The 25,579-nt window shown below is 33.8% G+C and carries 25 protein-coding genes and 1 pseudogene; 24 read left to right on the top strand and 2 right to left on the bottom strand.

Annotated features, from left to right (window positions below; translation table 11 throughout):
* Position 1 precedes the first annotated feature (1 nt).
* Positions 2 to 1,402, top strand: a complete 1,401-nt coding sequence (locus tag ACIGHG_RS24060) for a sensor histidine kinase (protein ID WP_396550953.1) — start codon at positions 2 to 4, stop codon at positions 1,400 to 1,402.
* A 908-nt stretch (positions 1,403 to 2,310) separates the two neighbouring features.
* On the opposite strand, the gene ACIGHG_RS24055 is transcribed toward ACIGHG_RS24060, so the two are convergent.
* On the bottom strand, positions 2,311 to 3,195 hold the full coding sequence (locus ACIGHG_RS24055; RefSeq protein ID WP_396550952.1) for a PhzF family phenazine biosynthesis protein: 885 nt from the start codon (positions 3,193 to 3,195) through the stop codon (positions 2,311 to 2,313).
* Between the two features lie 1,107 nt (positions 3,196 to 4,302).
* On the opposite strand from ACIGHG_RS24055, the gene mtnN reads away from it, so the two are divergent.
* The 22 genes and pseudogenes from mtnN to ACIGHG_RS23945 all read left to right on the top strand — a co-directional run bounded on the left by mtnN (position 4,303) and on the right by ACIGHG_RS23945 (position 22,971).
* On the top strand, positions 4,303 to 5,007 hold the full coding sequence (gene mtnN / locus ACIGHG_RS24050; protein ID WP_336473303.1) for a 5'-methylthioadenosine/S-adenosylhomocysteine nucleosidase: 705 nt from the start codon (positions 4,303 to 4,305) through the stop codon (positions 5,005 to 5,007).
* A gap of 128 nt (positions 5,008 to 5,135) precedes the next feature.
* Positions 5,136 to 5,381 (top strand): hypothetical protein, encoded by a 246-nt coding sequence (locus ACIGHG_RS24045; RefSeq protein WP_396550950.1) that lies wholly within the window; start codon positions 5,136 to 5,138, stop codon positions 5,379 to 5,381.
* Positions 5,382 to 5,577: 196 nt separating this feature from the next.
* Entirely contained in the window at positions 5,578 to 6,165 is a 588-nt protein-coding gene (locus tag ACIGHG_RS24040) for a GrpB family protein (protein WP_396550948.1), read from the top strand.
* Between the two features lie 231 nt (positions 6,166 to 6,396).
* A complete protein-coding gene (locus ACIGHG_RS24035; protein ID WP_396550946.1) occupies positions 6,397 to 6,915 on the top strand; it encodes a DUF6933 domain-containing protein in 519 nt (172 codons plus the stop codon).
* A gap of 251 nt (positions 6,916 to 7,166) precedes the next feature.
* A complete protein-coding gene (murB, locus tag ACIGHG_RS24030) occupies positions 7,167 to 8,081 on the top strand; it encodes a UDP-N-acetylmuramate dehydrogenase (protein WP_396550944.1) in 915 nt (304 codons plus the stop codon).
* A 130-nt stretch (positions 8,082 to 8,211) separates the two neighbouring features.
* A complete protein-coding gene (locus ACIGHG_RS24025) occupies positions 8,212 to 8,460 on the top strand; it encodes a hypothetical protein (RefSeq protein ID WP_396550942.1) in 249 nt (82 codons plus the stop codon).
* A 15-nt stretch (positions 8,461 to 8,475) separates the two neighbouring features.
* Positions 8,476 to 10,167 (top strand): M3 family oligoendopeptidase, encoded by a 1,692-nt coding sequence (locus tag ACIGHG_RS24020; RefSeq protein ID WP_396550940.1) that lies wholly within the window; start codon positions 8,476 to 8,478, stop codon positions 10,165 to 10,167.
* Between the two features lie 63 nt (positions 10,168 to 10,230).
* A complete protein-coding gene (locus ACIGHG_RS24015; protein WP_396550938.1) occupies positions 10,231 to 11,076 on the top strand; it encodes a MerR family transcriptional regulator in 846 nt (281 codons plus the stop codon).
* Between the two features lie 101 nt (positions 11,077 to 11,177).
* Entirely contained in the window at positions 11,178 to 12,167 is a 990-nt protein-coding gene (locus tag ACIGHG_RS24010) for a C45 family autoproteolytic acyltransferase/hydrolase (RefSeq protein WP_396550936.1), read from the top strand.
* Between the two features lie 2 nt (positions 12,168 to 12,169).
* Positions 12,170 to 13,270 carry a C45 family autoproteolytic acyltransferase/hydrolase gene (locus ACIGHG_RS24005; protein ID WP_396550934.1) on the top strand — a complete coding sequence of 367 codons (1,101 nt, stop codon included), beginning with the start codon at positions 12,170 to 12,172 and terminating at the stop codon, positions 13,268 to 13,270.
* A 14-nt stretch (positions 13,271 to 13,284) separates the two neighbouring features.
* On the top strand, positions 13,285 to 13,590 hold the full coding sequence (locus tag ACIGHG_RS24000) for a MazG nucleotide pyrophosphohydrolase domain-containing protein (RefSeq protein ID WP_396550932.1): 306 nt from the start codon (positions 13,285 to 13,287) through the stop codon (positions 13,588 to 13,590).
* Between the two features lie 599 nt (positions 13,591 to 14,189).
* On the top strand, positions 14,190 to 15,326 hold the full coding sequence (locus ACIGHG_RS23995) for a DUF6688 domain-containing protein (protein ID WP_396550930.1): 1,137 nt from the start codon (positions 14,190 to 14,192) through the stop codon (positions 15,324 to 15,326).
* Positions 15,327 to 15,771: 445 nt separating this feature from the next.
* Positions 15,772 to 16,590: an alpha/beta fold hydrolase gene (locus ACIGHG_RS23990; protein ID WP_396550988.1), complete on the top strand. Its 819-nt coding sequence runs from the start codon at positions 15,772 to 15,774 to the stop codon at positions 16,588 to 16,590.
* Positions 16,591 to 16,948: 358 nt separating this feature from the next.
* A complete protein-coding gene (locus ACIGHG_RS23985; protein ID WP_396550986.1) occupies positions 16,949 to 17,476 on the top strand; it encodes a MarR family winged helix-turn-helix transcriptional regulator in 528 nt (175 codons plus the stop codon).
* A 122-nt stretch (positions 17,477 to 17,598) separates the two neighbouring features.
* Positions 17,599 to 18,105, top strand: coding sequence for a hypothetical protein (locus ACIGHG_RS23980; protein WP_336473315.1), 507 nt, complete (start codon positions 17,599 to 17,601; stop codon positions 18,103 to 18,105).
* Positions 18,102 to 18,968: an SDR family oxidoreductase gene (locus ACIGHG_RS23975; protein WP_396550928.1), complete on the top strand. Its 867-nt coding sequence runs from the start codon at positions 18,102 to 18,104 to the stop codon at positions 18,966 to 18,968. Before ACIGHG_RS23980 ends, ACIGHG_RS23975 begins: the two co-directional genes overlap by 4 nt.
* A 378-nt stretch (positions 18,969 to 19,346) precedes the next feature.
* A complete protein-coding gene (locus ACIGHG_RS23970; protein WP_336473317.1) occupies positions 19,347 to 19,478 on the top strand; it encodes a hypothetical protein in 132 nt (43 codons plus the stop codon).
* Between the two features lie 643 nt (positions 19,479 to 20,121).
* Positions 20,122 to 20,553 (top strand): DUF7832 domain-containing protein, encoded by a 432-nt coding sequence (locus ACIGHG_RS23965; protein WP_336473318.1) that lies wholly within the window; start codon positions 20,122 to 20,124, stop codon positions 20,551 to 20,553.
* Between the two features lie 249 nt (positions 20,554 to 20,802).
* Positions 20,803 to 20,958: an IS66 family insertion sequence element accessory protein TnpB gene (tnpB, locus tag ACIGHG_RS23960; protein ID WP_396550984.1), complete on the top strand. Its 156-nt coding sequence runs from the start codon at positions 20,803 to 20,805 to the stop codon at positions 20,956 to 20,958.
* A 213-nt stretch (positions 20,959 to 21,171) separates the two neighbouring features.
* Positions 21,172 to 22,202 (top strand): annotated as a pseudogene (locus ACIGHG_RS23955) (M4 family metallopeptidase).
* 209 nt (positions 22,203 to 22,411) lie between these two features.
* Positions 22,412 to 22,585: a hypothetical protein gene (locus tag ACIGHG_RS23950; RefSeq protein WP_396550925.1), complete on the top strand. Its 174-nt coding sequence runs from the start codon at positions 22,412 to 22,414 to the stop codon at positions 22,583 to 22,585.
* A complete protein-coding gene (locus tag ACIGHG_RS23945) occupies positions 22,582 to 22,971 on the top strand; it encodes a hypothetical protein (RefSeq protein WP_396550923.1) in 390 nt (129 codons plus the stop codon). The genes ACIGHG_RS23950 and ACIGHG_RS23945 overlap by 4 nt, the downstream gene beginning before the upstream one ends.
* Positions 22,972 to 23,148: 177 nt before the next feature.
* On the opposite strand, the gene ACIGHG_RS23940 is transcribed toward ACIGHG_RS23945, so the two are convergent.
* On the bottom strand, positions 23,149 to 24,366 hold the full coding sequence (locus ACIGHG_RS23940; protein WP_396550921.1) for a macrolide family glycosyltransferase: 1,218 nt from the start codon (positions 24,364 to 24,366) through the stop codon (positions 23,149 to 23,151).
* Positions 24,367 to 24,750: 384 nt separating this feature from the next.
* On the opposite strand from ACIGHG_RS23940, the gene ACIGHG_RS23935 reads away from it, so the two are divergent.
* A complete protein-coding gene (locus ACIGHG_RS23935; RefSeq protein WP_336473323.1) occupies positions 24,751 to 24,969 on the top strand; it encodes an alpha/beta-type small acid-soluble spore protein in 219 nt (72 codons plus the stop codon).
* Positions 24,970 to 25,579 lie beyond the last annotated feature (610 nt).

The raw sequence follows: 25,579 nt of genomic DNA, 5'->3' as shown, positions 1-25,579 counted from the left end.
TATGAAGTGGAAATTAACAAGGAGGTTTTTAACCTCCATTGTCATAACAATTATTATAACTTTATTATGTTTTTTCATTATGAATCTATTGTTGTTTTTTAAAGGTCCTGCCTATCCTAAAGAACTTTTAGAGGTAAAAGCTCCAGCAATGACTTTAGAATTTGGTGAGAAAATTCAATTTAAGAATGGCAATATATTTATTGAAGAAACAGAAATTTCTAAACTGAAAAAATATAGTAGCTGGTTACAAGTGTTGGATGAAAATGGAACAGAAGTATTCAATAGTCGAAAGCCAGAGTCCGTACCGAATCATTATACTCCTGGGGAGATTGTTTATTATCATAAGAATTCAAGAGCTTTAGGAGGATATACAATTTTTCTTGGTATGGTAGAAAATGAAGGGAAAAAATGGAGCTATATAATGGCCTTTCCAGATGATAAGGTTGCGAAATTCTCTTTTAATTTTAATCCAGAAACAATTGTGGGAGATTTTTTAAAGATTTTTATTAGTTCTATTATTGCATTTGTAGTCATTGCTTCTATTGTTGGTTATTTGTTTAGTGTAAAACTTACTAATCCAATATTAAATATTTTAGAGGGGATAAAGTCACTGTCTCAAGGAAATTACAGCAAGAAATTTTTAAGTAAAGGGATATATAAGGACGTTTATTCAAGTTTGAATAATCTTTCTGATGCCCTTAAAACAAATGAGTTGGAAAGAAAAAATACTGAAAAAGTAAGGGAAGAGTGGATTGCGAATATAACTCATGATATTAAAACTCCTTTGGCTTCTATAAAAGGTTATTCAGAGGTAATACTTGACAGTGATTATAAGCTTACTCATGAGGACATTGTAAGTTATGTGGAAATAATATTGAACAAGTCAAACTATATGGATAGTTTAGTGGAAGATTTAAAGCTGACCTATCAGTTAAAGAACTCTCATACTCATTTAAATAAAAAAGATGAAAACCTAGTAGATATTTTAAGAGAAACGATTATTCACATCCTCAATCATCCTAAGTTTGAAACCGTAGAGATTAACTTTGAGCCAAAGCAGGAAAATATTATCTTTAGATGTGATAGTACTGTTCTGCAAAGAGCTTTTACAAATCTAATTTTTAATGCTGTTGTCCATAATAAAGAACATACAAAAGTATGGGTTAGAATAAGCAGAAAAGAACATATCATTATTGAAATTGAAGATAACGGAAATGGAATTAGACAAAAAGATCTTGAAAAACTTTTTGAAAGATATTACAGAGGTACCAATACAGGAGAAGTTCACAAAGGCTCAGGTCTTGGTATGGCAATTTCTAAGCAGATTATAGAAGTTCATGGTGGTACAATACATGTTAATAGTAATTTGAATAGAGGAACTAAGGTCTTTGTAATTTTTTGATTGTAGTTATCTACTTTACCACATCTATAACGGTGAATCATACTACAAATAAAATTATCATGAACGAATTTAGTTCCTTACTCATAATTTCGTAGGTTAATATGGTTATACTAAATTACTACTGAAAAATAAACCAAATCAAAGCGACATTATAAAAGGAGCTACTTTATTTATGCAGGTTACCAAAAAATACGAAGATTTAGAGTGCAAAAGAAAAAATTGTTGTCGTTGAACGGTTAAAAGGCTTAGTGACAGGATTGCTGCTCTAATGAAAGTAAATGAGTAAGAAAAAGTTATACCTCGTATTTATTTGTTTTTATTACAGATTAAAGTTGATAGGCATGTATGATATAAATGATGACAGGTAATATTGTTTATTTAAGACCTATTAATAAAGAAGACGTGGGTGGTCTTTACAAGGCTGTCCAAGATGAAGAACTAAGGTATATGACAGGTACAAGAAAAAAGTTTACTATGGAACAATGATATAAGCATTATGAGCGAATTACTAATTAGCTTCTTATTGACTAGCAAGTGCTTATGTTTAGCAAAATTCGCGGTTTTTTCCGCAATCACATATCTGCACTATATCAAAAAATGGACAATACAAATAGAGAAAATAGTACGTTAGCTTGCTGTTATTGAAGATTTTGAAACGGAAAAGTGTCGGTATCCCAATACAAGTTTAAAGGAACTCTTTTCTCAATTAAACTTCCGATAAATAATAATTAAAACCACACTAGGATTGAAAAAGCTCTTACGTTTGTAGGAGTTTTTTTATTGTACGAAATCATAATAAAAAATTTTTAAATGGAAATAAAATAGAAGATCTGGCTAAAGATTAACTTTTCGGTGTCCTGCCATATTGACAATATGGCAGGACACCAATTCGTTTATAATATAATAAACTAAATAAAGAACGTACCTTCAACTACTTTTTTACCAGTACCACCTATATGAAGTTCTATATCCTTTTCTTTTTTTGATATAAACAATTCTACTAAACAAGGCATTTTTACAATCGTACCTTGCTCAGCTCGAAGGTGAATAAATTTTTGGTCATTATAATAATTTTGTGCAAGATATGCTCCAACAGTAGCGTTCCCCATTCCGCAAGCAGGATCTTCTATGCCTTCTCTAGGGCACAAATTTCTAGTGTGAAAATCAAAATCCTCGCCATAAGTTTCAAATGTAAATACTTGCACTTCATGAACACCTAAATTCTCACACAACTCATGTAACAATTGAATATCACGTTTAACTGACATTAATGCGCTTAAAGAATTTACTGCTACTACTAAATATTTTACACCCAAATCAATCGTTTGAATTGGAAGATTGGAGGCAATATCTGCGTTATGAATTCCCAAAGTGTTAGCAATTACCTTTTTGCTTATTAATGGTGAAATGAATTTAGGAGAGCTTTGCTTCATTTTTACAAGTACTTGATTTCTAACGGTTTCAATAACAATTTCACGTAGTCCATTTTGAGTTTCAATTTGATATGTATTCTTTTTATTAGGATCAATTTTCTTGGCATTCACTAAGGCAATACATGCTGCTATTGTTGGATGTCCAGCAAGCGATACTTCTTTATGAGGAGTAAAATAACGAAATCGAAAATCCGCATTATAAGAAGGGTAGACAAATACAGTCTCCACAAGGTTTATCTGCTTAGCGATGCTTTGTAAAGTATGATTGTCTAAACTGCTGGGTTCCAAAAAAATAGCAGCGGGATTTCCCATTAAATTTTCACCAGAGAAGCTATTAATTACCATAAATTCTTTTTCCAATTTAATTCCACACCCCAATATTTAGTCTGTAAACACTAATTTTAATATAAAACAATTTCTGTTGTAATTCTCTGAATTTTTGCAAAGAAATTTCTAAACTTCCATGTACTAATAGAATAATAAGAATTTCACTTAGGGGATAATCGGAAATCTTAGATTGATAAACATGTATTGCTACTCTGTTTTAAAAACATTTTATTTATCTGAATTGGCCCTAGCTAGTCAAAAGAAGAATTAGCGGGTGCTAACATTCAATCTTTTCAATAAATTAAGCCTTGCATTTTGTGAGCACATGTTTGGGTTATTTTTACCATTTATATAAATCCATTTTGATTTTTCAACATATATGTCGTTACTATACAGACCCAAACACGCCATATAAAAAACATAGACAGCGTTTTTTATCCCGCTATTCGTGGGCAGTAATACTCCCACCTCAAAATTCAGCGAAAGCATTGTCCAGCTCCAGTGGCTAGAATGTTTGGTGGCTTCGCTTCTTCCTACGAGGTAAAAAACCCCTCTATGTCAGAAGCTCCATCCCCCTCACATTCTGAACGAGCCACTTCTACTTTTTTTAAGAAGTAAGGTGGGAGATAAACTGCCCGTAAAAGCCCGATTGGGAGGGCTAATAATCAGTGGGGGATAAAGAAAACCCCCACTGATTAAAGTTTCACTTTATGAATGTTTTATGCTGAAAAGGAAAAAGAAGGTTATTGGTTAGTAAGAGCGAAGTAAATGATTGTGTATATTCTAAATCTTTATGAAAGGTATGGAATATACACATCAAAAAATGCATGATGATATCCAAAAAAGAACTACATAATTATATTATCGTTAACTATATTTCAGATATGCACTACATGTCAACTACTCACCACTTAAACGCTAACACGTTTTAAAGTGGGGGCTTGAAAAAAGCCTTGGTTGTTTAGCCTCAGTCTTTCGTGGACTCCGTTCGTAGGTTGCATACCAAGAGTTATTTTAGGCTATGCCTAACCGAAATTCATCTCCATCTTACCGCTGGGCTCTTACCCGTCACTCGCTTGAAGATGGGGACTTCTTTCGAAAATACGTTAAAAAAGAAATAGTAGGAAAGGACTTTTATCTATGAATCGAATTGCTATCGTGGCGGCATGGGAACCAGAGCTTACGTATTTACATAAATATTATCCAAGCTATCGGAAAGAAAAACGAGCAGCTTGGGAATTTCATTTTCATAATCTGAACGGCATCGAATTGATTTCTGTCATAACTGGAGTCGGAAAAGTACAATGTGCAAGTTGTGTTCAGCTTCTTATTAGTGAATTTCAACCAGAGCAGCTCTTTATGACAGGTATTTGTGGAAGTTTATCAAACAAGGTGAAAAACGGTGATATTGTGGTCGCCACTAAAGTTCTGCAACATGATGTAACAGGAGCGGGAACGGGAACAGATCCGTTTGATTTATATACGGGTAGAGCAGCAAGTATTCAACCTTCCAAACAGCTGATTAAAGAAATGAAAAAGTTGCAATTTGTTTACAACTCTCATTATGGTACATTTGTTTCGGGTGACCAGCGTATTCGTAGTTCAGAAACGAGAGAATTACTTCAGACAGTATACGGAGCACTTGCAGTAGATCAAGAAATTGCTGCATTTTCTTACGTTTGTTATGTGAATGAAAAACCATTTCTTTGTTTAAAAGCTGCTTCAGATCAAGCGAATGATAAAACAGTAGAAGAACAAAAGGTGTTTAAAATGTTAGCTTGTGAGAAAGCATGCGAATATATGTTGGCATTTTTACTGCATTCATTAAAAGAAATTAACGTGTAGAAATTTCATTTATGGTATTTTAACTATTTTGTTATAAATATTTTAGAAAAGGCATTTGGGATAATGGAGATGCAAATGAAAAAAATATACAAATAGTTGGCACGATTATATTTTTTGTAATTATCTTTATGATTGTTTTAATTTGGAAAACAGATACAAGTTATGAATTTAAAAAATCTACAACGAAAACAAATAATAATGCGGTTTCTAATAGGATATATGGCTATATTTTGCTTAAGGGAGATACTGTGTTTTTTATTGAAGAGAAGCTTATAAAAGACGAATATGACAGAAAACACTTAGAGGAAAGATTAAAAAGGAAAATTCCTGCTGACGCTATTTTACACTTTACTAATCCAAGTTTAGGAAAATAATTACAAACAGGTGACAAAGTTAGAATAGAGTATAGTGAAATGCTTGAATCTTATCCTGCAAAGGTACGGGTTATAAAGCTGGAGATAATTCAGGATTAGAGGAGGGAGATAATTCATTCAATATTTGAGAATACAGATGTGGATTTGAAATGAAGTTTGATAAAACGGTTTACTAAGTACAATGGAGGACTGTATTGTGTGGAAAAGTTTATCAGAAATGTCACTTGAAGAATTGTGGGAACTGTTCCCGATTATTCTGAAAGAACATAATCCGATATGGAAAGATTGGTATTTACAAGAAGAAAAATTGCTTAGCAACATAATCGGTAATCAATATATTGAACGAATAAATCATATAGGAAGTACTTTTGTTAACGGATTATTGGCAAAGCCAACGATAGATATATTGCTGGAAATAGCTGAAGACTACGATTTGAAATTTTTAGTAAGTGTGTTAGAGAAAAACGGATATATCTTCGAAAAGCAACCCCAAAAGCCAGCACCTCATATAATGTTTATGAAAGGTTATACAGAAAAGGGATTTGCTGAAAAAGTATTTCATCTTCATGTTCGGTATATAGGTAATTGGAATGAATTGTATTTTAGAGATTTTTTACAACTACATAAAGATGTTGCCGAGGAATATAGTAACTTGAAAATGCGCTTAATAGATAAATATGAACGTGACAGAGACGGATATACAGAAGCAAAAACAGAATTTGTTAACAAATATACTAAAATTGCGAAAATGGAATTTGAAAACAAATATACTCCGAACTCATGAGCATTTTAATCAATCTTTTTTTCGAAAGGGATCTTTTTTATTTTTTTCGTAAATTACTGGTTGTGAGATATTTTTGTTCAAATTTTATTCTAAAACTACAGTTGCAAAAAGTGTATAATTATAGAATAAACAAAAGTGGCTATGTCTATTGAAATATGGGGGAATAATTGTTTTTTCATAAAATATGGACGGAAATTCAGTTGTTAAATAAAAAGAAAGTATGAGGAATATATGCAACTTATCCAATGTACAAAAAAATTAGCCGATGAAATGAAAATAAAAGTTCAAAAAGTAGATGCTGCTGATTTCAATCCACTATATTGTTGGCATGCAAATCTTTTTAAGATTGGCCGAAAAAAATGTGTAATGTTTATGAATAACGCTACAAGATATCACTTTGTTATTTATGGCGTATTAAAGAAAGACTTGCAAAACTTACACCTTGTATTTAAGAAGAATTTAACCACAAATTTATTATTAGATGGAATTGATCCTGAGATAATTGAACAGTACTTAAATCAAGATTCAATTGTACAATTTGCAGCAACAAATAATCGAAGTATTATTTCACAAATAAATGAGTCTATTTTCGCTGTAGATCATTATTTTTATCATGAGTTAGTTGAAAAGAAGCAAGAGTTTATAGATTTAGCGGCAATGAATCAATGGCTGAACCATCAAATAATGCTAAAGTTACCGAAGTATCCAGTTGAGATGATGAGACATGCACTTGAAGGGATAAAGAAATAGTAGTTATCCTATAAACCTTCAGTAAATACAAAATAGTGAATAGAGAAAGATACTAACTAGAAGAAATTTAGTCTATTCCGAAAGATATCTCGACAAGGGTTGAGTGTGCCTTTTTACATATTTTGGTATATAGGAATGGCGTCTAGTTTAATTTATTAATTGAATTTTTAAACAAAATAACGTATTATGTTTTTTTGAAACTAAATACATTATAATGGATAGAAAAGATTCTTAGTAAAGAGGTTAGGGAAATGGATAAAGTATACAGCGATTTATTGAATATATTAGATGATAATAAAGTTAAAAAAGATGAGCCGTTAAAACGATACACTTTTACTAAAACGGGTGGAAATGCGGATTATTTTGTTTTACCTACTACGTATCAAGAGGTACAAAACGTAATAAAATACGCAAATCAAAATAATATAGAGTTCACTATTTTAGGAAATGGTTCAAACATCATTATTAAGGATGGCGGCATTAGAGGGATTGTTCTAAATTTAACTAAATTAACTAATATCTCATTGGAAAGTAATAAAATAATTGTTCAAAGCGGGGCAACCATTATTGATACTTCGAGATTTGCATTGAAAAATTATCTAACTGGCTTAGAATTTGCTTGTGGAATTCCAGGAACAGTTGGGGGAGCAGTATACATGAATGCGGGAGCATATGGCGGCGAAGTATCAGATGTTATTGCAAGTGTATTAGTTCTAACTAGAGATGGCGAAATTCTTAATTTAAATAAAAATGATTTAGAATTAGAATACAGAAACAGTTCCATTTCTAGAGAAGGGCATCTTGTGCTAGAAGCGACATTTGATTTAAAAGAAGGCGATTACAATAAAATCAAAGAAAAAATGGATGAATTGACATTTTTGCGTGAATCAAAACAACCATTAGAATATCCTTCTTGTGGCAGTGTTTTTAAACGTCCTCCAGGTATGTTTGCTGGTAAGTTAATTCAAGATAGTGGATTGCAAGGAAAACAAATAGGAGATGCCCAAGTATCTACTAAGCACGCTGGATTTATCGTAAATGTAGGTGAAGCGACAGCGAGTGATTATGTGAAACTTATCCGTTATGTACAGGAAACGGTAAAATCTAAATTTAGCGTAGAATTAGAAACAGAAGTGAAAATTATTGGAGAAGAATTAATATCTTAATGGTAAGCACCTCTCGAAATGAGAGGTGTTTTTTTGTTTGGGCTAATTGGCCGGTAGTAAAACATCTATTTATTTTTGTATCCTCCAATATCCTTTTATTGTAAAATACTTGTAGATGGGAGGAATATACATGAAGTTTGAAGATAACAGATTATCAGGAATTCAGCTAGGTGCTTTACTAGTGACAGAAGATCATAAATATTTGGTGATTAAGAAAAATGATCATTATTCTCTACTCAATGTTGAAACGATGGAGTGTAGCATATTAGAAGTCGCTTTGGAGCATATTGAAGAAGTGATGGCAGAAGATTTGCAGGAAACAGTGAAGCAAATTATTCCTGCTGAGCATTTGAAACTTGTTGCAAAGAATATTGTATGAAAGGGTGCCTTATGCGTGGATGCTACTGAATATTTAGTTATTAGTAATTTGGAAGCGTTACAACAACAATTTGAAGATTTATTACAAACAGAGATTCAATGTAGTGAGGAACTTGAAGGTTGGTTGAAAAGACAGTCTCGGCTTTTAGATGAAGTAGAAGAGCAGCTTAAACAACATTATATTCAATTTCAGTGCAACACCCATGACCAGCAAGCGAAAGAGGCTTTCGATTTTGATCAAAAGCATGTGCAGCCATTAGTGAAACGCTACAAAAGCTTGCTAGACAGTAAATACTATGAATCTCCATTTCGTTTGCAGTTAGATCCAAAACATTTCGGTTTATTGAATAAAAAAGTAGAAAATGCAATTCGTTTGTTCAATGAGAAAAATATAGATTTAGAAATTGAAGAAGATGAGTTAGTAACGAAATATTTTGAAATTACAGGTAACTTAACCGTAATGTGGGAAGGTGAAGAAAAGTCGTTAAGCGATATGGAGGTATATCTTCAAAATCCTGAGCGTACGGTTAGAAAAAATGCGATGACTCTTATCCAAGAAAGCATGTTAGCTGTTGAAGAGGATCTTCAGATCATTATGGATAAGTTAATTGCGTTGCGACATCAAAAAGCTCAAAATGTAGGTTTGCCAAATTATCGCGACTATATGTTTAGAAAATATGAACGGTTTGATTATACAGCAGCGGATTGTCTTGAGTTAGCAGAAGCAATGCGTCAATATGTTGTTCCGTTACAGAAGAAGCTGCAAGAAAAACAACAAAAAACTTTGGGGTTACGTACTTTTAGACCTTGGGATATTAGAGCTGTTCCAATAAACGAGAAGCCTTTACAACCAGTACAAAATGTAGACGAGTTAGTAAAAGGTACTTTTCATATTTTAGAAAAGGTTGATTCTCGTTTTTCGGCATTATTACATGAGATGAAAGAAAAGAATCTTTTAGATTTAGAGAGCCGTAAAGGGAAAGCTCCGGGTGGTTTTTGTGAATCCTTACCCGCCTCTAAACAATCGTTTATTTTCATGAATTGTTGTAACACACAAGACGATGCTGTGGTTCTGTTACATGAAATGGGTCATTGTATACATAATGAACTTATGAAAGACATTGAACTAGGGCCATATCGAAATGTCCCAATGGAATCAGCAGAATTGGCGAGCACAACAATGGAACTCCTAACGATGGAGTATTGGAATACGTTTTACCCAAGTGGGGAAGATTTCAAAAGAGCAAAGCGTGAACAACTCCGATTGATGATACAATATTTACCCATCATTACTGTAGTTGATCAATTCCAGCATTGGATGTATGAGAATCCAAACCATACGCATGTGGAAAGAAGAGCGAAATTCAAAGAACTAGCGAGAACATATGACTCTAGCTTTGTGAATTGGGAAGGGTATGAAAATTGGTTAGAGACAACGTGGTTGTCTATTTTACACATTTTCGAAGTTCCTTTTTACTATATCGAGTACGCAATTGCCCAAATAGGTGCCCTGCAGATGTACAAGCAATATAAAGAGAATCCAAAACAAACTTTAATTCATTATAAACAAGCGTTATCTTTAGGAAGTACAAAATCAGTAAAAGAAGTGTATGAAGCGGCAGGTATTCATTTTGACTTTTCGGCGCAAACAATTAAAGAGTTGATGGAGTTTGTGGAGAAAGAGTTGGAGTTATTTGAGGAAGAGTAATAAGGTGTTGAGGTTTTAAATTGCAGTAAATATTTTATTATTAGTCAATAAAGGAAGAATATAATGTACTCTATCGGTAAATTTTCCAAAATATGTAATGTTCCTGTTAAAACATTACGCTATTATGATGATATTGGTTTACTAACACCTTCTTACATAGATCCTGTAACAAACTATCGGTATTACGACTATGAAAAAATTCAAGTTATGAAAAAAATTATGCTTTTAAAAAGTTTTCAATGCTCCTTATCTACTATTAAGGAATTAATTGAAAGTGCTAGTCGATTGCAATGGACAAGCGTATTAGAACATAAAATTTGTGATCTTGAATATCAAAAAGAGCAAATTTCTAAACAAATAGAAGAAATGAAAATGTTAAAAATGCAAATAGAAAAAGAAACTTCTATAATTCCAGGACCTGTTTTATCTAGCTGTTATATTGAAAATCGAAAGGAAATAACAGTCTATGCTATTCGTAAGAGAATAAAGATAAAATTTATAGATCAATTGGTTAAAAATTTATTTGATCGAGTTTACGCTTTTAATCTTGTAGTTAACGGAAAGTTAATGTCTATCTTTCACGAAAGAGATTTGAATCAAAAAGAGGCGGATGTAGAGCTACTTCTTCCGGTAAATGATACGAATAAGATAGACGGCTGTAAAATTTTAGCTAGTGGGATATACGCGTTCACTACTGTTAAAGGTCCTTATTCAGAATTGGATGTAGGATATAAAGTGTTGGAAAGTTGGATAAGAGAACAGAATCTAACTCAGATAGGAAAAGGGATAGAGATTTATGAAAAAGGACTTGTTCCGTCCAATTTTAATATAAGGGATATAAGGCCAGATTTAAACAGACATCCATCAGAATTTATCACCAAAATATGTATACCAGTTAACAAGAATTAGAGTTAGCTAACAATTTTTTTACAAAAACAGAGTAAACCCTCCATTAACTGGAGGGTTTATTATTTATATATACAAAGAAATACACAATGGAGGGAATAATAATGTATCATCCGAGATTAAAAGGAAATGCTTATGAAGCCGGAAAGCATTATGCAAAAATCCTTTATAAAAATGGATTTCGGTTTCCAAAAGTAACTGAAGAAAAATTAAAATTTGGAGAGGCCTGCAAGCCTATTCTTAGTGAATTTGATCCGAATGTTGTGAAGGAAATACAAGGATTTGCTGATGGCTGCCATTCTTCTTTTGAAGAAGTCAGTTCTTTTCTGTTAAGTATAGGAGTATTTGAATTGAACGGTCAATGTAGTATTTTTTCAGCTTTTAATGGAAGCGAAATGATTATTGGGCGTAATTATGATATGCTCTTTAATTTGAAGAAAACTACTGAGTCCTCATTCGTTTGTTTTGAGGATAAAAATAAATATCTTGGTCATTCGGATTGTTTTATTGGAAAAGTTGATGGGATAAATCAATATGGTTTATTTGTCGGAATTACATCGGTTCCTTATGAAAGAATTCAGCCAGGATTGAATTTTTATTTTGCCGTTAAATACATTTTAGAAAATTGTTGTACTGTAGAGGAAGGTATAGAAGTATTGAAAGGTTTTCCAAGTTCGGTTGCTAATAACTACTTATTAGCGGATTCATCAGGAAAGATGGCTGTTGTAGAGATTACTCCTAACGACTATAATGTACGCTTTCCTACTAATAATTATATCCATTGCACAAATCATCATGAAAATACATCAGCATGTGAAAGTTGGAATTGGAGCAAATCAAAAGAACGTTTTGAAACTTTAGAATTACGTCTTAAAGAAAACGTAAATCAAATAAACCTTTCTATTGCACAATCAATTATGTCGGAAACGAAAGGACATGTTTGTTTAAATTTAAAAGAACATAATTTTGGTACGCTTTTCTCTGTTGTAGCAAATTTAAATACATTAGATGTAAGGAGAGCGGAAGGGCAACCAAATAGGGCAAAATACATATCAGATAGACGATTAATAGATGCGATTTTAAAGGAGAGATAAATATGAATATATTTCAAGCCTACTTTTCTTTTCTTGAAGGAAATAGTTATGAGATTGGTAGAAGGCAAGGAGAAGAAATAAAAAAGAATCCTTATGCAATGAATGTACTTGTATCATCTGAATCAATAGATGAAAGTAAATTTAAAAATATGAAAAAGTTAATTGAGCAGTACTGTCCTGGTTTAAATGAAGAACTAGAAGGATTTGCAGATGCACTTGGTGTAAAGTCTAGTTATCTGAACTTTTACGATGAAGTTTGGTTACAACCAGGAGGATGTAGTTTAGGTGCTATTTTACCGTCTAAAACAATTGACAATAAAACTTATGTCCTTAGAAACTACGATTTGTCACCAGCAATATCTGATATGAGACTATGCACGACAAAAGTTCAAGGTAAATACAGTCATACTGGATTCTCTGTTTCTTACTTTGGTCGAAGTGAAGGCTTAAATGAGAAGGGGTTCTGTGTAGCTTTTGCCTCATGCGGTATTCCAGTTGGAAAGCATATAGGAATGAAAAAGCCCGTCACCAAAGGACTGCAATTTATGGTAATAGTGAGAGCCTTACTTGAAAATTGTAAAAATGTTGAGGAAGGAATTCAGTGTTTAGAGGACATGCCTATTGGAGCGAATATGAATTTACTCTTAGCCGATGCAAATGGTGAAGCAGCTTTATATGAAACGTATGATGGCGCTAAAGCTGTAAGAAAAACGGATCGCGACTATTTAATCGCAACGAATCATGCTCTATTTCCTGAAGTTGAAAGTCTTGAATTAGGAAGATTCGTTCATTCACAACTACGATTTAATATTTTAGAGCATAAGTTTAGTGCGAGTGGTAAAAGATCTGTTGGCGAATTACAGAAACTCATTTCTACTGAATTTCCAGAGGGGTTGTCCGTTCATAATTACCAAGAAAATTTTGGAACTGTTCATTCAGTATTATTTAACCTTACTGATTGTCAGCTTGAATTTTCCTTTGGGTCACCGGTGCAAAATAAGATATATAAGATTGGCGTAGGTGATAGTTTTTTGAAAACAGCGTTACCAGTTAAATTTCAGAATAGAGAATACGGAACAGATTTTTGGAGAGTTTCAAAATAGGGGGGATTGGTAAAGTGAGAATATCTACATTACAAAGAGAGGTTAGAGAGTTTAGTAAAAATAAAGGTTTTGAGAACGCAACAATTGAAGAAAGAACCTTATTTTTGGTTACAGAAATAGGAGAGGTCGCTCAAGAAGTTTTAAAAATCTCTTCCAAACCTGATTCTGAGAATAGTAATAAATTAAAGGAACAATTAAGTTTTGAAATTTACGATGTGATATGGAATCTTTTTGATCTTGCTAACAAACTTGATATTGACTTAGAAGATGCATTTAGAAAAAAGAGTGAGATAAATAAATATAGACATTGGGATGTATAGAAAAAATTAGCTTATATACTTTACTTAAATTGATTTCACTTGAAATAACGGACAGTAAGGTTTTTTTATCCCGCTACTTTAGGGCAGTAAGACTCCCACTCAAGATTCTGGGAAAACATTGTCCAGCTCCAGTGGCTAGAATGTTCGGTGGCTTCGCTTCTTCCTACGAGGTAAAAACTCCTCTACATCAGAAGCTCCATCCCCCTCACATTCTGAACGAGCCACTTCCGCTTTTCTTAAGAAGATAGGTGGGAGATAACTGCCAGTAAGAGCCCGATTGGGTGGGCTTTCCATCAATGGGGATGAAGAAAAACCCCCGCTGATGGAAGTTTCACTTTATTCAAATATAGGTATAGGACAGTTTAGGTATAAATGTTATAATTTGGTGACGAACTATTGGAGTAGTCCCTCTTTAATTAACGGATGTGATTCTAGTACAAGGAATTGTGTCCTTTTTATTTATCATCAAACATTTACACTCATATTTTTTCTCATGCCTAGGATTATTAATAACGAGAAATAGGGTGACAGTTTCTTTTGTAAGAGGGGAACTTTTAAAATACTAGCAAAGTTGTTGCTGAATTAGAGGAGGGAGAGAGTTGCTTGTTTTTATAAAGCTTCTTATATTTATTTCAATTCCTGTGTATGCCTTTTTTAGGATGTTTCAGGATTTTATAAAGGAGAAGCCAAAAGTTGTAAAGGATAAATCAGTCAAAATCAAAGCGATAGATGTTTATACCTCCATGATTATTTATTGTTTATTCATGCTTGGCTTTGTTCTAAATGGAATGGCAGCAGGTGCTGGTGAGCGTTTGCTCATCTTTGAAATGACTGGTGCTAAGAATAACGGATATGCTTCTCTTGCAAATGAATATGTTATTTCAGTAATTGTCTTATTAACATTGGGTATGATTAGCTTTTGGATTGTAAGCTTTAATTATGGGGATCTTCCCCCGCTTGTTTATGTGGTATGCAGTACATTAATGATATTGAATATCATATTTGCAGTTGCTTATCTCACTCATACAGTCTGCTCACATGATGGTGAAGAATTTTCGATTTTCTTTCTGCAAACCAGCTTTCTATCATTGCTTTTTTTATATATCGCAAGTTTGAAAGAATCTCTAAAGCATTTTCTTGATAGCCAGCATGAAAAAGAGATTGAGTACAACAATAAATGTATGTTATTTCTCTTAAGGATATGTAATAACTATCAAAAGATGTCAAAACTATGGGCTATCAGCTTATTTCCAGTCCTGATTATCATCCAGCTCATTTTGGTACTGTTTGGACAACGACCAGATAGCCTTATTCGTGTGTTTCTTGAAACAAGCTCTTTCAACTATTCGAATATCCCGGCGCCAAAGCCAGAAATAGTGAAGGGTGACGGACATTATTTGTGTACTGTCTCTGCTAGAGGGCATAAAAAGTTGGTCAAGCCAGTCAGGGCAGGTATTAGAGCTGGAGCAAGAATCCCTGTGAACCGCCAGCTACTAATTGCCAATGCATTTGAGAATATTCTTGAACAATATGTTCCAAACTTACATAAAGCTATTCGTAACTTTTATGACAAGTATGGCTATCCAATCAGCAGACACATCAATTCAAAGTGGTCCGCAGACATCATTTATCTTATTATGAAGCCTTTGGAATGGTTATTTCTTGTTGTGTTGTATGCGGTGGACAAAAATCCAGAAAACAGAATTCATATACAGTATAGTGAGTTGAGAAAGTGAAATAACCAGAGACGGTTGACATGATGACATTCCATACTTATTTTGTTGTTTAATTAATGATTGATTAATTCAAAATGAAAAGAGATAAAAGTGTTCTTTAACTAACAATAAGAGGAATAAGATTAATTGTTTGGAAAGAAATAAATTTTACTTGCAACTACTCAATCACTCTATGAAAAACTGATAGAAAAGCATTTTTTTAAGTGGTCTAGAGGGACTGGCCATGTATAGTAGCGGTCAGGGCCTTTTCCTGCCACGCGCAAAATTTTAAAACAAAGAAAGGTAGCGAGGTGTAGGGCCATTTTTATCTTCATGGCAGCAATTATAGGTAAGTGTATTTTCGCTGGAATTATACTCTTTACCAAACTTCTAAATGAAATGTGTGGCTGGGTAGTTACTTTTACTTTATTATAGTATTGAAAATACTGAAAATTCGGAGTGGATAATAATGGAATGCTTAATAGGGGATGTAAAAGTTCATTATGAAATTTATGGTTCTGGAAAACCAATTATCATGCTTCATGGTTTTTCTCCTGATCATAGACTAATGTCAGGTTGTATGGAGCCTATTTTTTCACAAAGAGAAGGTTGGAAACGAATTTATATCGATTTACCAGGCATGGGACAAACGAGGGGGCACGAATCTATTCAAAATTCAGATGGAATGTTAGATCTTGTTTTAAATTTCATAGATACGATTATTCCAGACGAATCTTTCTTAATTGCAGGCGAATCATATGGCGGATACATAACTAGAGGAGTTATATCCAAAAGAAAAGAAAAAATAGATGGCGCGGCATTTATTTGTCCTTTGATTATTCCGGATATAAGCAAGAGACAGCTTCCTCCGCATACGGTTATTTACCGAGATGAAAAGTTTTTATCTCAGTTAAGTACGGAGGAATGTGAGAATTTTAGTTCGAATTTTGTAGAGCTTAATGAATATAATTGGCAACGTTATCTTGAAGAGATTATATCAGGAATTAAAATAGCAGATGAGGCGTTTTTAACAAAGTTAAAGGAACAATATGCTTTTTCGTTTGATGTGGATAGTCAGTTATCGCTGTATGAAAAACCAAGCCTCTTTTTATTGGGTAAACAGGATTCAGTAACAGGCTATAAAGATGCTTGGGAGTTGCTTGATAAATTTCCCCGGGCCACTTTTGCAGTTTTAGATAAAGCGGGACATAACTTGCAGATTGAGCAAGATGTTTTATTCCATTCGTTAATAAATGAATGGTTAGATAGAGTAGAAGAAAAATGATTATAGAAAGTTTTTTAAGTTTAATATTTGGAACATGTAATAGTTTAACGAAATCAGCTATTAATAAAAATTTCTATTATTTGGACGTAATACAAGTAAGCTTGTTCGCCAATCTTGTCGCTTCAAAGATTAAAATGTGTTGACAGAAAAAGTAATTAGGTGCCATATTATAAATATGACTAAAATAGGCTAGTAAAGCTAGCCTATTTTTACTGTTATATAGTTAGTTCCCTAATTATATAATGCTAAAAGTAATTGGTGAATGACTTGAAAGAAGAAAGAAGGTACATATATGAGCAATATGAAAGATTCGGAAAAAGCGGAAGATGCTTATGCTGTTCCGCCTTCTGGTTCCGATATGAAAGTAACAAATTACAATGATACTGTTCCTTCACTTATACAATCTAAGCGTCAAATTGATCGTTACAATTTAGACGTTGACGCACAAGCTGTTCTCGTTGCGACTAGGCTAATGGCAGCGGGAGCTAAGCTTGGACATGCCACGGAGATTCATTTCTCTAGATTCGGTTTATCAACAGGGCGCTATCGTTTACTGGCAGACCTTGAAGATAACGAAGGGGAAGCGTTACCTTCGCAACTGGCGGAACATCTAGGTGTCACACGTGCTACTGTGACAGGCCTAATCGATACCCTTGAGAGAGATGGTCTCGTATCCCGGCGACCTAGTTCAAAAGATGGTCGGCAGAAATCGGTCATTTTAACGGAGCGAGGAGCAAAGAAGCTTCGTGAAATGGCTCCAGAGCATTTCGCAAGGCTAGAAGCCATGGTCGGCCTACTTAGTATCGAGGAGCGCAGTGTATTTCTTGATCTGCTTAGCCGAGTGACAGAAGGCATCTCAGCACTTACAGAAGAACTAGATGAATAGAACATATTAGCAATAATTAGAAAGGGCTAGTAGAGCTAGCCTATTTTTCCTTTTATATAGTTAGGTTCCTAATTATATAAAAGGAACTGCTAAAAGCATTTAAAAAGAAAGGAGGTGAATACATGAGAAATATAAAATATCCGGATAAAATGGAAGGTGTATATGCTATTACGGATACGGGTACCAAGGCAAAAACTTTTGTATTATGGCGTGAAGTATTAATGGCTTATGTTGCCCCAGTCATCATGGCAGGGATTGGGGGACTGATTACCGGTAGCAAGGACCTTCAAATTGCTGCATTGACAACAATTGGAGGAACATCAGCCATAGTAGCTTTGATACTTGGTCTTTGGTTAGAGAGACGAGGAATTCATAATCAATGGCTTATCGGTGTAAATCACTTAGTTGTGATGGTAGTTTTCACATTAATTGGGGCTGCGATTGGTATTTTTGCTGCGTGGATGACAACTTTTTTAATGGGAGTGTTCGGGCCGTTCAACCACTTTGTCTGGCTCAATCGGGTGTGGATTGATTTTCCGCTATCTGCAGTAATTGCGAGTGCAATGATAACATGGCGGTGGCGTATGAACCTTAAAAAAATATTTCATTCAAAGGAGAATAGAAGATGATTGTTATGATTGGGGCAACGGGTATGATTGGCGGTGTACTTTTGAAACGTTTAGTTAACCAGAGTATTCCTGTTCGGGCACTGAGTAGAAATCCTGAAAAATTGCGTATCCAGATTGGAGATTTAGACCAGTCACTTATTGAAATAACATTGGCGGATGCAGCTGAACCTGAATCGTTGCGCCGTGCGTTTACAGGGACGAACCAGCTTTTTCTTGTGATGTCTAACAGTCCTAGACAAGTTGAACTGGAGACTTCAATTATTCGTATTGCTGCAGAAGTCGGAATTGAGCACATCGTAAAAGTATCTAGTCCAGCTTTTAATCAAAACGCTCCAGTAGCAGTAGCAAGATGGCATCATGAAATTGAGAAAACTCTAGCTGAATCTAGTATTACTCATACTGTGCTACGCCCATATGCGTTTATGCAAAACTTACTACGCTTTGCACCGACAATTGTAACGCAAGATGTTTTCTACGGTTCTATGGGTAATACTGCATGTAACTTCATTGATTGCCGTGATATTGCAGATGTTGCTGCAGAAGTTTTGACTAACAGTAAGGTAGCTGGCAAAGTATATACACTTACCGGCTCTGAAGTATATAGCTATCCACAAATTGCAAGCAAACTATCCGTTCTATTAGGTCGGCCAATTCGCTATATCAATATGGACCCTCAAGTATTACGACGTAATCTAATCGAGCATGAACACATGCCTCCGTGGCTTGCAGATCACGTTTTAGAAATTCAAGCTATGTCTGTGATACTGCCAGAAAGACCTACGGATACTGTGAAACAGTTGCTTGGTAGAGAGCCCTGTAAGTTAGATGACTTTTTGTGTGAGAATATAGAAAATTTCCAGTAAGAGAAAACAAAACAAGTTGAATGAGAACGAAAATGATTTTTAGTTATAGAAGGGATAGCGCCACATCACTATGAAGCTAAGAAAAGCAAATATCCCAAAATGAGAAAATTAACATCTCCAGGTGAAATGTACAATTTTTTTGTTTTGGGGGCGTTATAAAATTTTTAAGTTGATGGATATGTGACTATCCCCCTATACATTGAAACCACTTATAAAACCGAAAAATATGGATGAAATTACCATTTAGTGATATAATTAACTATATTCATATGTTGACTCTCCACTATGGAGCTGACGCTAGCTGTACTACTCCTTCTGGTTGCCATTGTATTAAGAGCTGTAAGTTACAAAACAATAAATACGACGGAGGCGATGTCTATGAAACCACTTTTAAAATCCATGCTTAACATTCAATTGGCTGTAACAGTTGTATTTGAAACTCTTTGGGCAGGAATTGTTGGTGTCGTAGCGGGCAGTGAGCATATGAATGTAGAAGCACTTGTTCAATAATTTTATTAAAAGTCAAGGTATTACTTGGAATGTTTGATAATAACACATTACAATATAATGTTAGACATTACATTGTATAAAAAATGAAGGATAGGTGAGCATAATAAAATTTGCTTTAACTATCCTTTTTTGTACTACAAATGACCTCGCTTAATATAACAAAAATAATGAATGTGTTGTATTAATCCCGATAGAAACCACTTTTAATCCGGCGTTTTATCTTTTCGAAATTAGTCTCAATTTTTTGAGGTGAATTTTTATTTATTTGAATATTAATAAATGTATATAATGTTATTTTTTTCTAAAAAATGTTATCATTATCTATGTTATATGGCAATTCATGTAAGAGGAGATAAAGAACTTGAAGGATGGAACTAAAGTGATTAGTGATTTGAAAAATGCAGCCTTATATTCATTAAAAGGCCATTGGGGATTAGAAACAGGATTATTATGTCATTCCCATAATTGGTAGTTCTATGGTTGGAGGAACACTATTTGCGCTGTATGGCTTATTTGGTTGGATGATGGGCCCTCTCTACTTAATTTTAGTAAATAGAGATAATATTATGGAAGGAAAAACAGTTATCTAGTAGAGACTACATTAGATGCAAAATGAATGAGATATGAAAAGGAGTTGGACACGGTGATTTATGATAAGGCAAAGTACTATTATGATGATCTTCCAGAGGATTTGCCAATTGAACAAGCATATGTACATACTGGTATGTTTCTTGGGTGGATAGTTGAAAATAATTTATTTAGTAAAGAATTTGAAGAAAAGTCTCAAGATGATATTAATAGGTTTAAGCTTAGACAAATTACTGGTACGCAAATCTATATGAAGTGGGGTGGTGTGTTTGCAGACGACATGTTAAATGATGAGGGCAATCAATTTGCAATGTATTACTTTAATAACGATAAACGTTGGAAGTATATGGATAATTATATGGATGTTTTTGTAGATGCTGGCGAAACACTTTATCATGTACAAGATACTTGGGAAAATTATTTTGAATTAAAAGAAGAGATTGATTATAGCTATATGTTTTGGAAAAACAACATACAGAAACTGTAACAACTTATTATCGAAAAAAATATTAGTTACGAAATACGAAAAAACAGTATATAGAGAGGTTGATAGAGGAGTTGACGTTTTAGCACCTGAAGGCGAACGTGTTGGATGATATGGTAGCGGAGTTAGAAGACTAACGGTATAGTGGCGTAAAATTAAGACTGCCTGTAACGGGTGGTCGATTTTTTTATTCGATCACTGTAACTTTTGAATAAAGTTTGATAAAAACAGTGGTTTTGCATTATATATTAAATTCTTGTTTGGGAACATAATGGTTTCTGGTTGTACTCTCGCAGGTTGGAAAGGGGAATGTTTTACTGGCCAACTGGGCATCCCCAACTGACGGAAAGCCCGTCCAATCGGGTACATGCCAGCAGTTATTCCTGCCTACTCTTCTTTGTTCCCTGAGAATCTTAAGTTAGGGGATCTTAATGCATGTCAATGAAAAATATAACAAGAGTAGCGTCTACAGATAGCGCTGCTCTTTTTTGCATGAACTTTATAATTAAATACCCCGAATTTTCTATCTAAATTTTCTGCAATTTCAGATAGGAGGTTGTGTACTATTATCACTAGAATTATATAAAATTCTCAAAAAAATAGGGATGGGGAGTGGTATTTTTGAAAAAGAAGGTTTTATCTTCAACATTAGCTTTATCTATAGCTTTAGGGGCATTTGCGACATTAGGCACGTCACATACATATGCAGCAGAGCAAAAAATTCAATACAACCAAGAATTTCAGACACCATCTTATATTGGGGAAGAGTGGAAAGCACCGAAAGGACTAGATAAAAAAGAAACTGTGTTCGAGTATTTAAAGAGTAAGAAAGACATGTTTAAATTAGCAGGAAATATAGAGAGACATTTTGAAATCGTTAGAGAAGAAAAAGACGCAGAAGCAGAAACAGCGCATGTAAATGCAGAAAAAGTATACGACTATTATAAGAAAACATTTTATCGTAATTCCTTTGATAACGAAGGAGCGAAGTTAATTTCTTTTGTTCACGTAGGGGAAAACTGGAATAACGCTGTGTGGAACGGTGTGTCTATGGAGTATGGTGATGGAGATGGAAAAAATTCACTTCATTTTCTGCAAGCTTAGATGTTGTTGCCCATGAGTTAACACATGCTGTAACAGAGTATACAGCAAATTTAGAATATCAAGATGAGTCTGGTGCATTAAACGAATCGTTTTCGGATATTTTCGGTGCGATGGTAGACCGTGATGATTGGGAAGTGGGAGAAGATATTTATACACCGGATATATCAGGAGATGCGATGCGTTCCTTAAGTAATCCTGCTTCTATTCCAAACCCATTAGAACCAACTGAAGGTTATCCAGATCATTACAGAAAATTTTACACTGGTCCATATGATAATGGCGGTGTTCATATTAACAGTAGTATCAATAATAAAGCAGCATATTTAGTGTCTGAAGGTGGCACGCATTATGGTGTGGAAGTAAATGGTGTTGGCCGCGAAGCTACAGAAAAAATTTACTATCGTGCCCTTACAAAATATTTAACTGCAAACTCTAACTTTAACATGATGCGCCAAGCTGCACTTCAAGCTGCAGAAGATTTATATGGTAAAAACTCTAAAGAAGTACAGGCTGTAACGAAGGCTTATAATGCAGTTGGTATAGAATAAGACATGAAAAAGACCTGATATATAAGGTCAGGTCTTTTCTTATTGATCAATCGCGAATGCCCAGTGCAATTTTCGCTACGCCTTTATAAACTTATAAAGTATTCATTAAACGATATTGTAAATCTAGGCATTATCATCATAAGTAAAGAGCCTATTTTATTTTATATCTAAAATAAAATAGGCTCTCTCATAACTCGATAAATATATATTTGACGATTACGTTTATATACCCGCATTTCCAGTTATGGTTTTTTTGTATGGCTGGGGACGACCCAACAAAAGAGCATCATGATCCTAGTTTATATTTAGCTTTTGATATAGCAAACAATTTAGGTGTTACAGTTGATCAATTATTTTTGTATGAGGGGCAGGAGGAAAAATGAGTACAAGGAAAATTGGTACCATAATATGTGGGGTTGCTACTGTAATTATAATTGTCTTTACTATTTATAAAATGATAGTAGGTAAAGAAGTTGGATTTAACGAAATTATTGCTATAGGGTCGTTACTTTCAATGTTTTTGACTAGCATTACTTGGGGAACAAAGGAAGAAAAGGATGGTATTTTGCAGGAAGAAGAACTGGGCCAAAAAATCACTGAGAAAAGCTCTAAAATTAGTTATTTTCTTATCCTTCTTTTTATATTTGGAGCAATTATCGGTGACAAAATAGTAAATGGAACGACTAACATTTTTTTATTAATGTTATTGGGGTTATCGATGATTACACTACCTTTTATTGAGTTCCTTGTTGCAAAAAAATATCAATAAAATAGTTGACATCCTGTTTTGATTAGATTCAAAACAGGATTTTTTTACGCACTAACAGTTTCTTGATAGAGAGCCATGTACGTTAGGTGATTTTTTACATGAGTATGTAGAAAATTCTTGTTTTGGATGTTATAAAATTCTTAAGTTGATGGGGGGTGAGTAGGATATATAACAGTATTAACGAGTAAATGTAATAATCTCATCAGCGGCTTTGATATAACCACCTGCCTCACGGAATGATTGACTAATTTCTTTTGCATTCTCTTTATAAATCGAATGTTGCAATACTTCATTAACGGCATGTTTTAAATCAGCGGCTGATAATTGCTGAATATTTAACATAAATCCTGCACCAAGTTCGTGTACTCGTTCAGCGATCGTGTGCTGATCATTTATAAATGGAAGCATAACTAGAGGTACTTCAAAATAAAGTGATTCACTTGTGCTGTTCATTCCACAATGGCTAATAAATACATCCGTTTGACGCAGTATATCTAATTGAGGAAGATAGTTACGAACAATAAAATTATCAGGTATATCTCCTAGCTGCTCCGCCGTTAATTGTTTGCCTATACTAAGTATTACTTTAGCATTGAAATCTTTTAAAGCGGCGAAACACTTTTGATAGAATTCAGGCTGATTGTTCATTATGGTTCCCATAGAAATATAAATCACACGTTGTCCTTTTAATTCATCAATTGGAAAATCATTTAGAGTTTCACTTTCAGCAATGGAAGGACCGACAAAAATATATCTATCCTTAAAATCCTTGCTGTTTCTTTGAAAATAGCGAGAAGTAAAAACAATATTCAAATCGCCTGAACCCGGGCAAAGTAAAAAATTATCAGATAACGGTATTTCATATTTTTCTTCTAAATATTGTTTCCGTTTTGCTATTTCTTCTAATTGCAAAAATGCTTGTAGCATGGTTAGACGCTCTCGCTTTTGTTCTATGTTTTTTGGTCCTGTCAGGTTCATATTTTCTTTTAGTTCTTGTGAAAAAGCAAACGTGGTCCAAGTTGCAATAGATACTAAACCTCTATGGTGAGCAACCCATTTTCCAGGTAAAGACTGTGCATCGTAGATGATGTAATCATATGTTTCTTTGGAAATTTCTTCAAGAATGGAATCAGTGATCATTTCCATTGCATTTAGAAAATGTAATAAATATTCTTTGGGCTGGGAAGCCATCAGACTCATATTTTCCGTGAGTTTTCTTTGTGCTTCTTGATCAATGGCTCGGAACTGTGCACCTGTTTTCTTGATTTTTTCTTCAAAATGATTTGATGAATAATAGACAATATGGTCTCCGCGTTTTACTAAATCACGCACTAATCCTAACGTTGGGTTTACGTGTCCTTCTCCACTTATATTGATGTAAAGTGCTTTTTTCATTTTTATCCCCTCCAGTAAATTTGGTTTGATACGTTTATAAATTAAGATAATAAAATTACATTTTAATTACCCTAATAATATGGGAAATCTAGAATCATATTAATGATGAAATGTCTCTTTGTGTTTAGAAATATTATTGGTAAGACTTCTATCATTATTTCAAAATTGTACTTAGTTGATTTTGGGATTGTTAAACATACAAAGTAGACATTTACCTGTTTTGTTTGAATTATAACAAACAATAATTTGGAATGTCTATATTTTTTAATCATTCTTATTCTTCTGTTTTAGTGGAGCTTTTGTTTTGAGAAAAAGTATTATGATAATATGTATATTTATCATAATTAAGAGCACATTATATACAAATATACTGGAGGTGTAATTATGAATATTCAAGGACATTATCATAATACAAATGAGATTCTTATCACAGGTGCAGCAAGTGCAATTGAACAAATGAAATATGAGATCGCTCGTGAACTTGGAGTCACACTTGGTCCAGAGACATCTGCACGTGCAAATGGTTCTGTTGGCGGAGAAATTACAAAACGCCTTGTTCGAATGGGTGAAGAGAAGTTAATGGGGCAATATAGAGCTCATTAAAGTTTTTACATAGAAAGAATAGAAAGGTGTCCTTACTCATAATTAAGGACACCTTTTTTACGTTTATTTACATAAAATTAAAAAATATTACAGAAGAACAGAAAATTGGCCTTTCAGATTGCTCTGTAACGATTTTTATAATCAACAACAATACAATTGGTATCGTATTGTTTCGGACGTCTTATTAGGGGAGTGTGAGTTGTCTAATGGATTACTGAAAAAAATGGATATTAATCTTAAGATTAATGTTACATATAAGGACGGATTGGAGATTATTGGAATTTGAATGATGAAGAAATGTTTATTTGAAAAGGGAAACGCTAAATCCGTTTTTTAAAGTAACACTTTATTTATTTTTAGGAAGTTTTATTGTTTATTCTGTAGCATAGTTTAGCACGTCCTCATAAATATTAAATTCAATTTATGGTAGGTTTTTCAATAGATACTCCCGAACTATTAATGGTGAAAAGTTTATCTTAAGGAGGAATCTGTAAATGAAAAATTTAACATATTTCCCGAAAAGAAGTCCCCTTCCTCAAGGAGCGAGAAGGGCGTAGCCCAGCGAGTAGGTGGGGGATGAATTTTCGGTAGGTGATCGCCTACATATGTT

Origin of the sequence: Bacillus sp. NPDC077411, from assembly GCF_044543425.1 — a bacterium.
Lineage (GTDB): Bacteria > Bacillota > Bacilli > Bacillales > Bacillaceae_G > Bacillus_A > Bacillus_A bruguierae.
The sequence above is the reverse complement of the archived record's forward strand: the minus strand, read 5'-3'. Positions and strand labels throughout refer to the sequence as shown.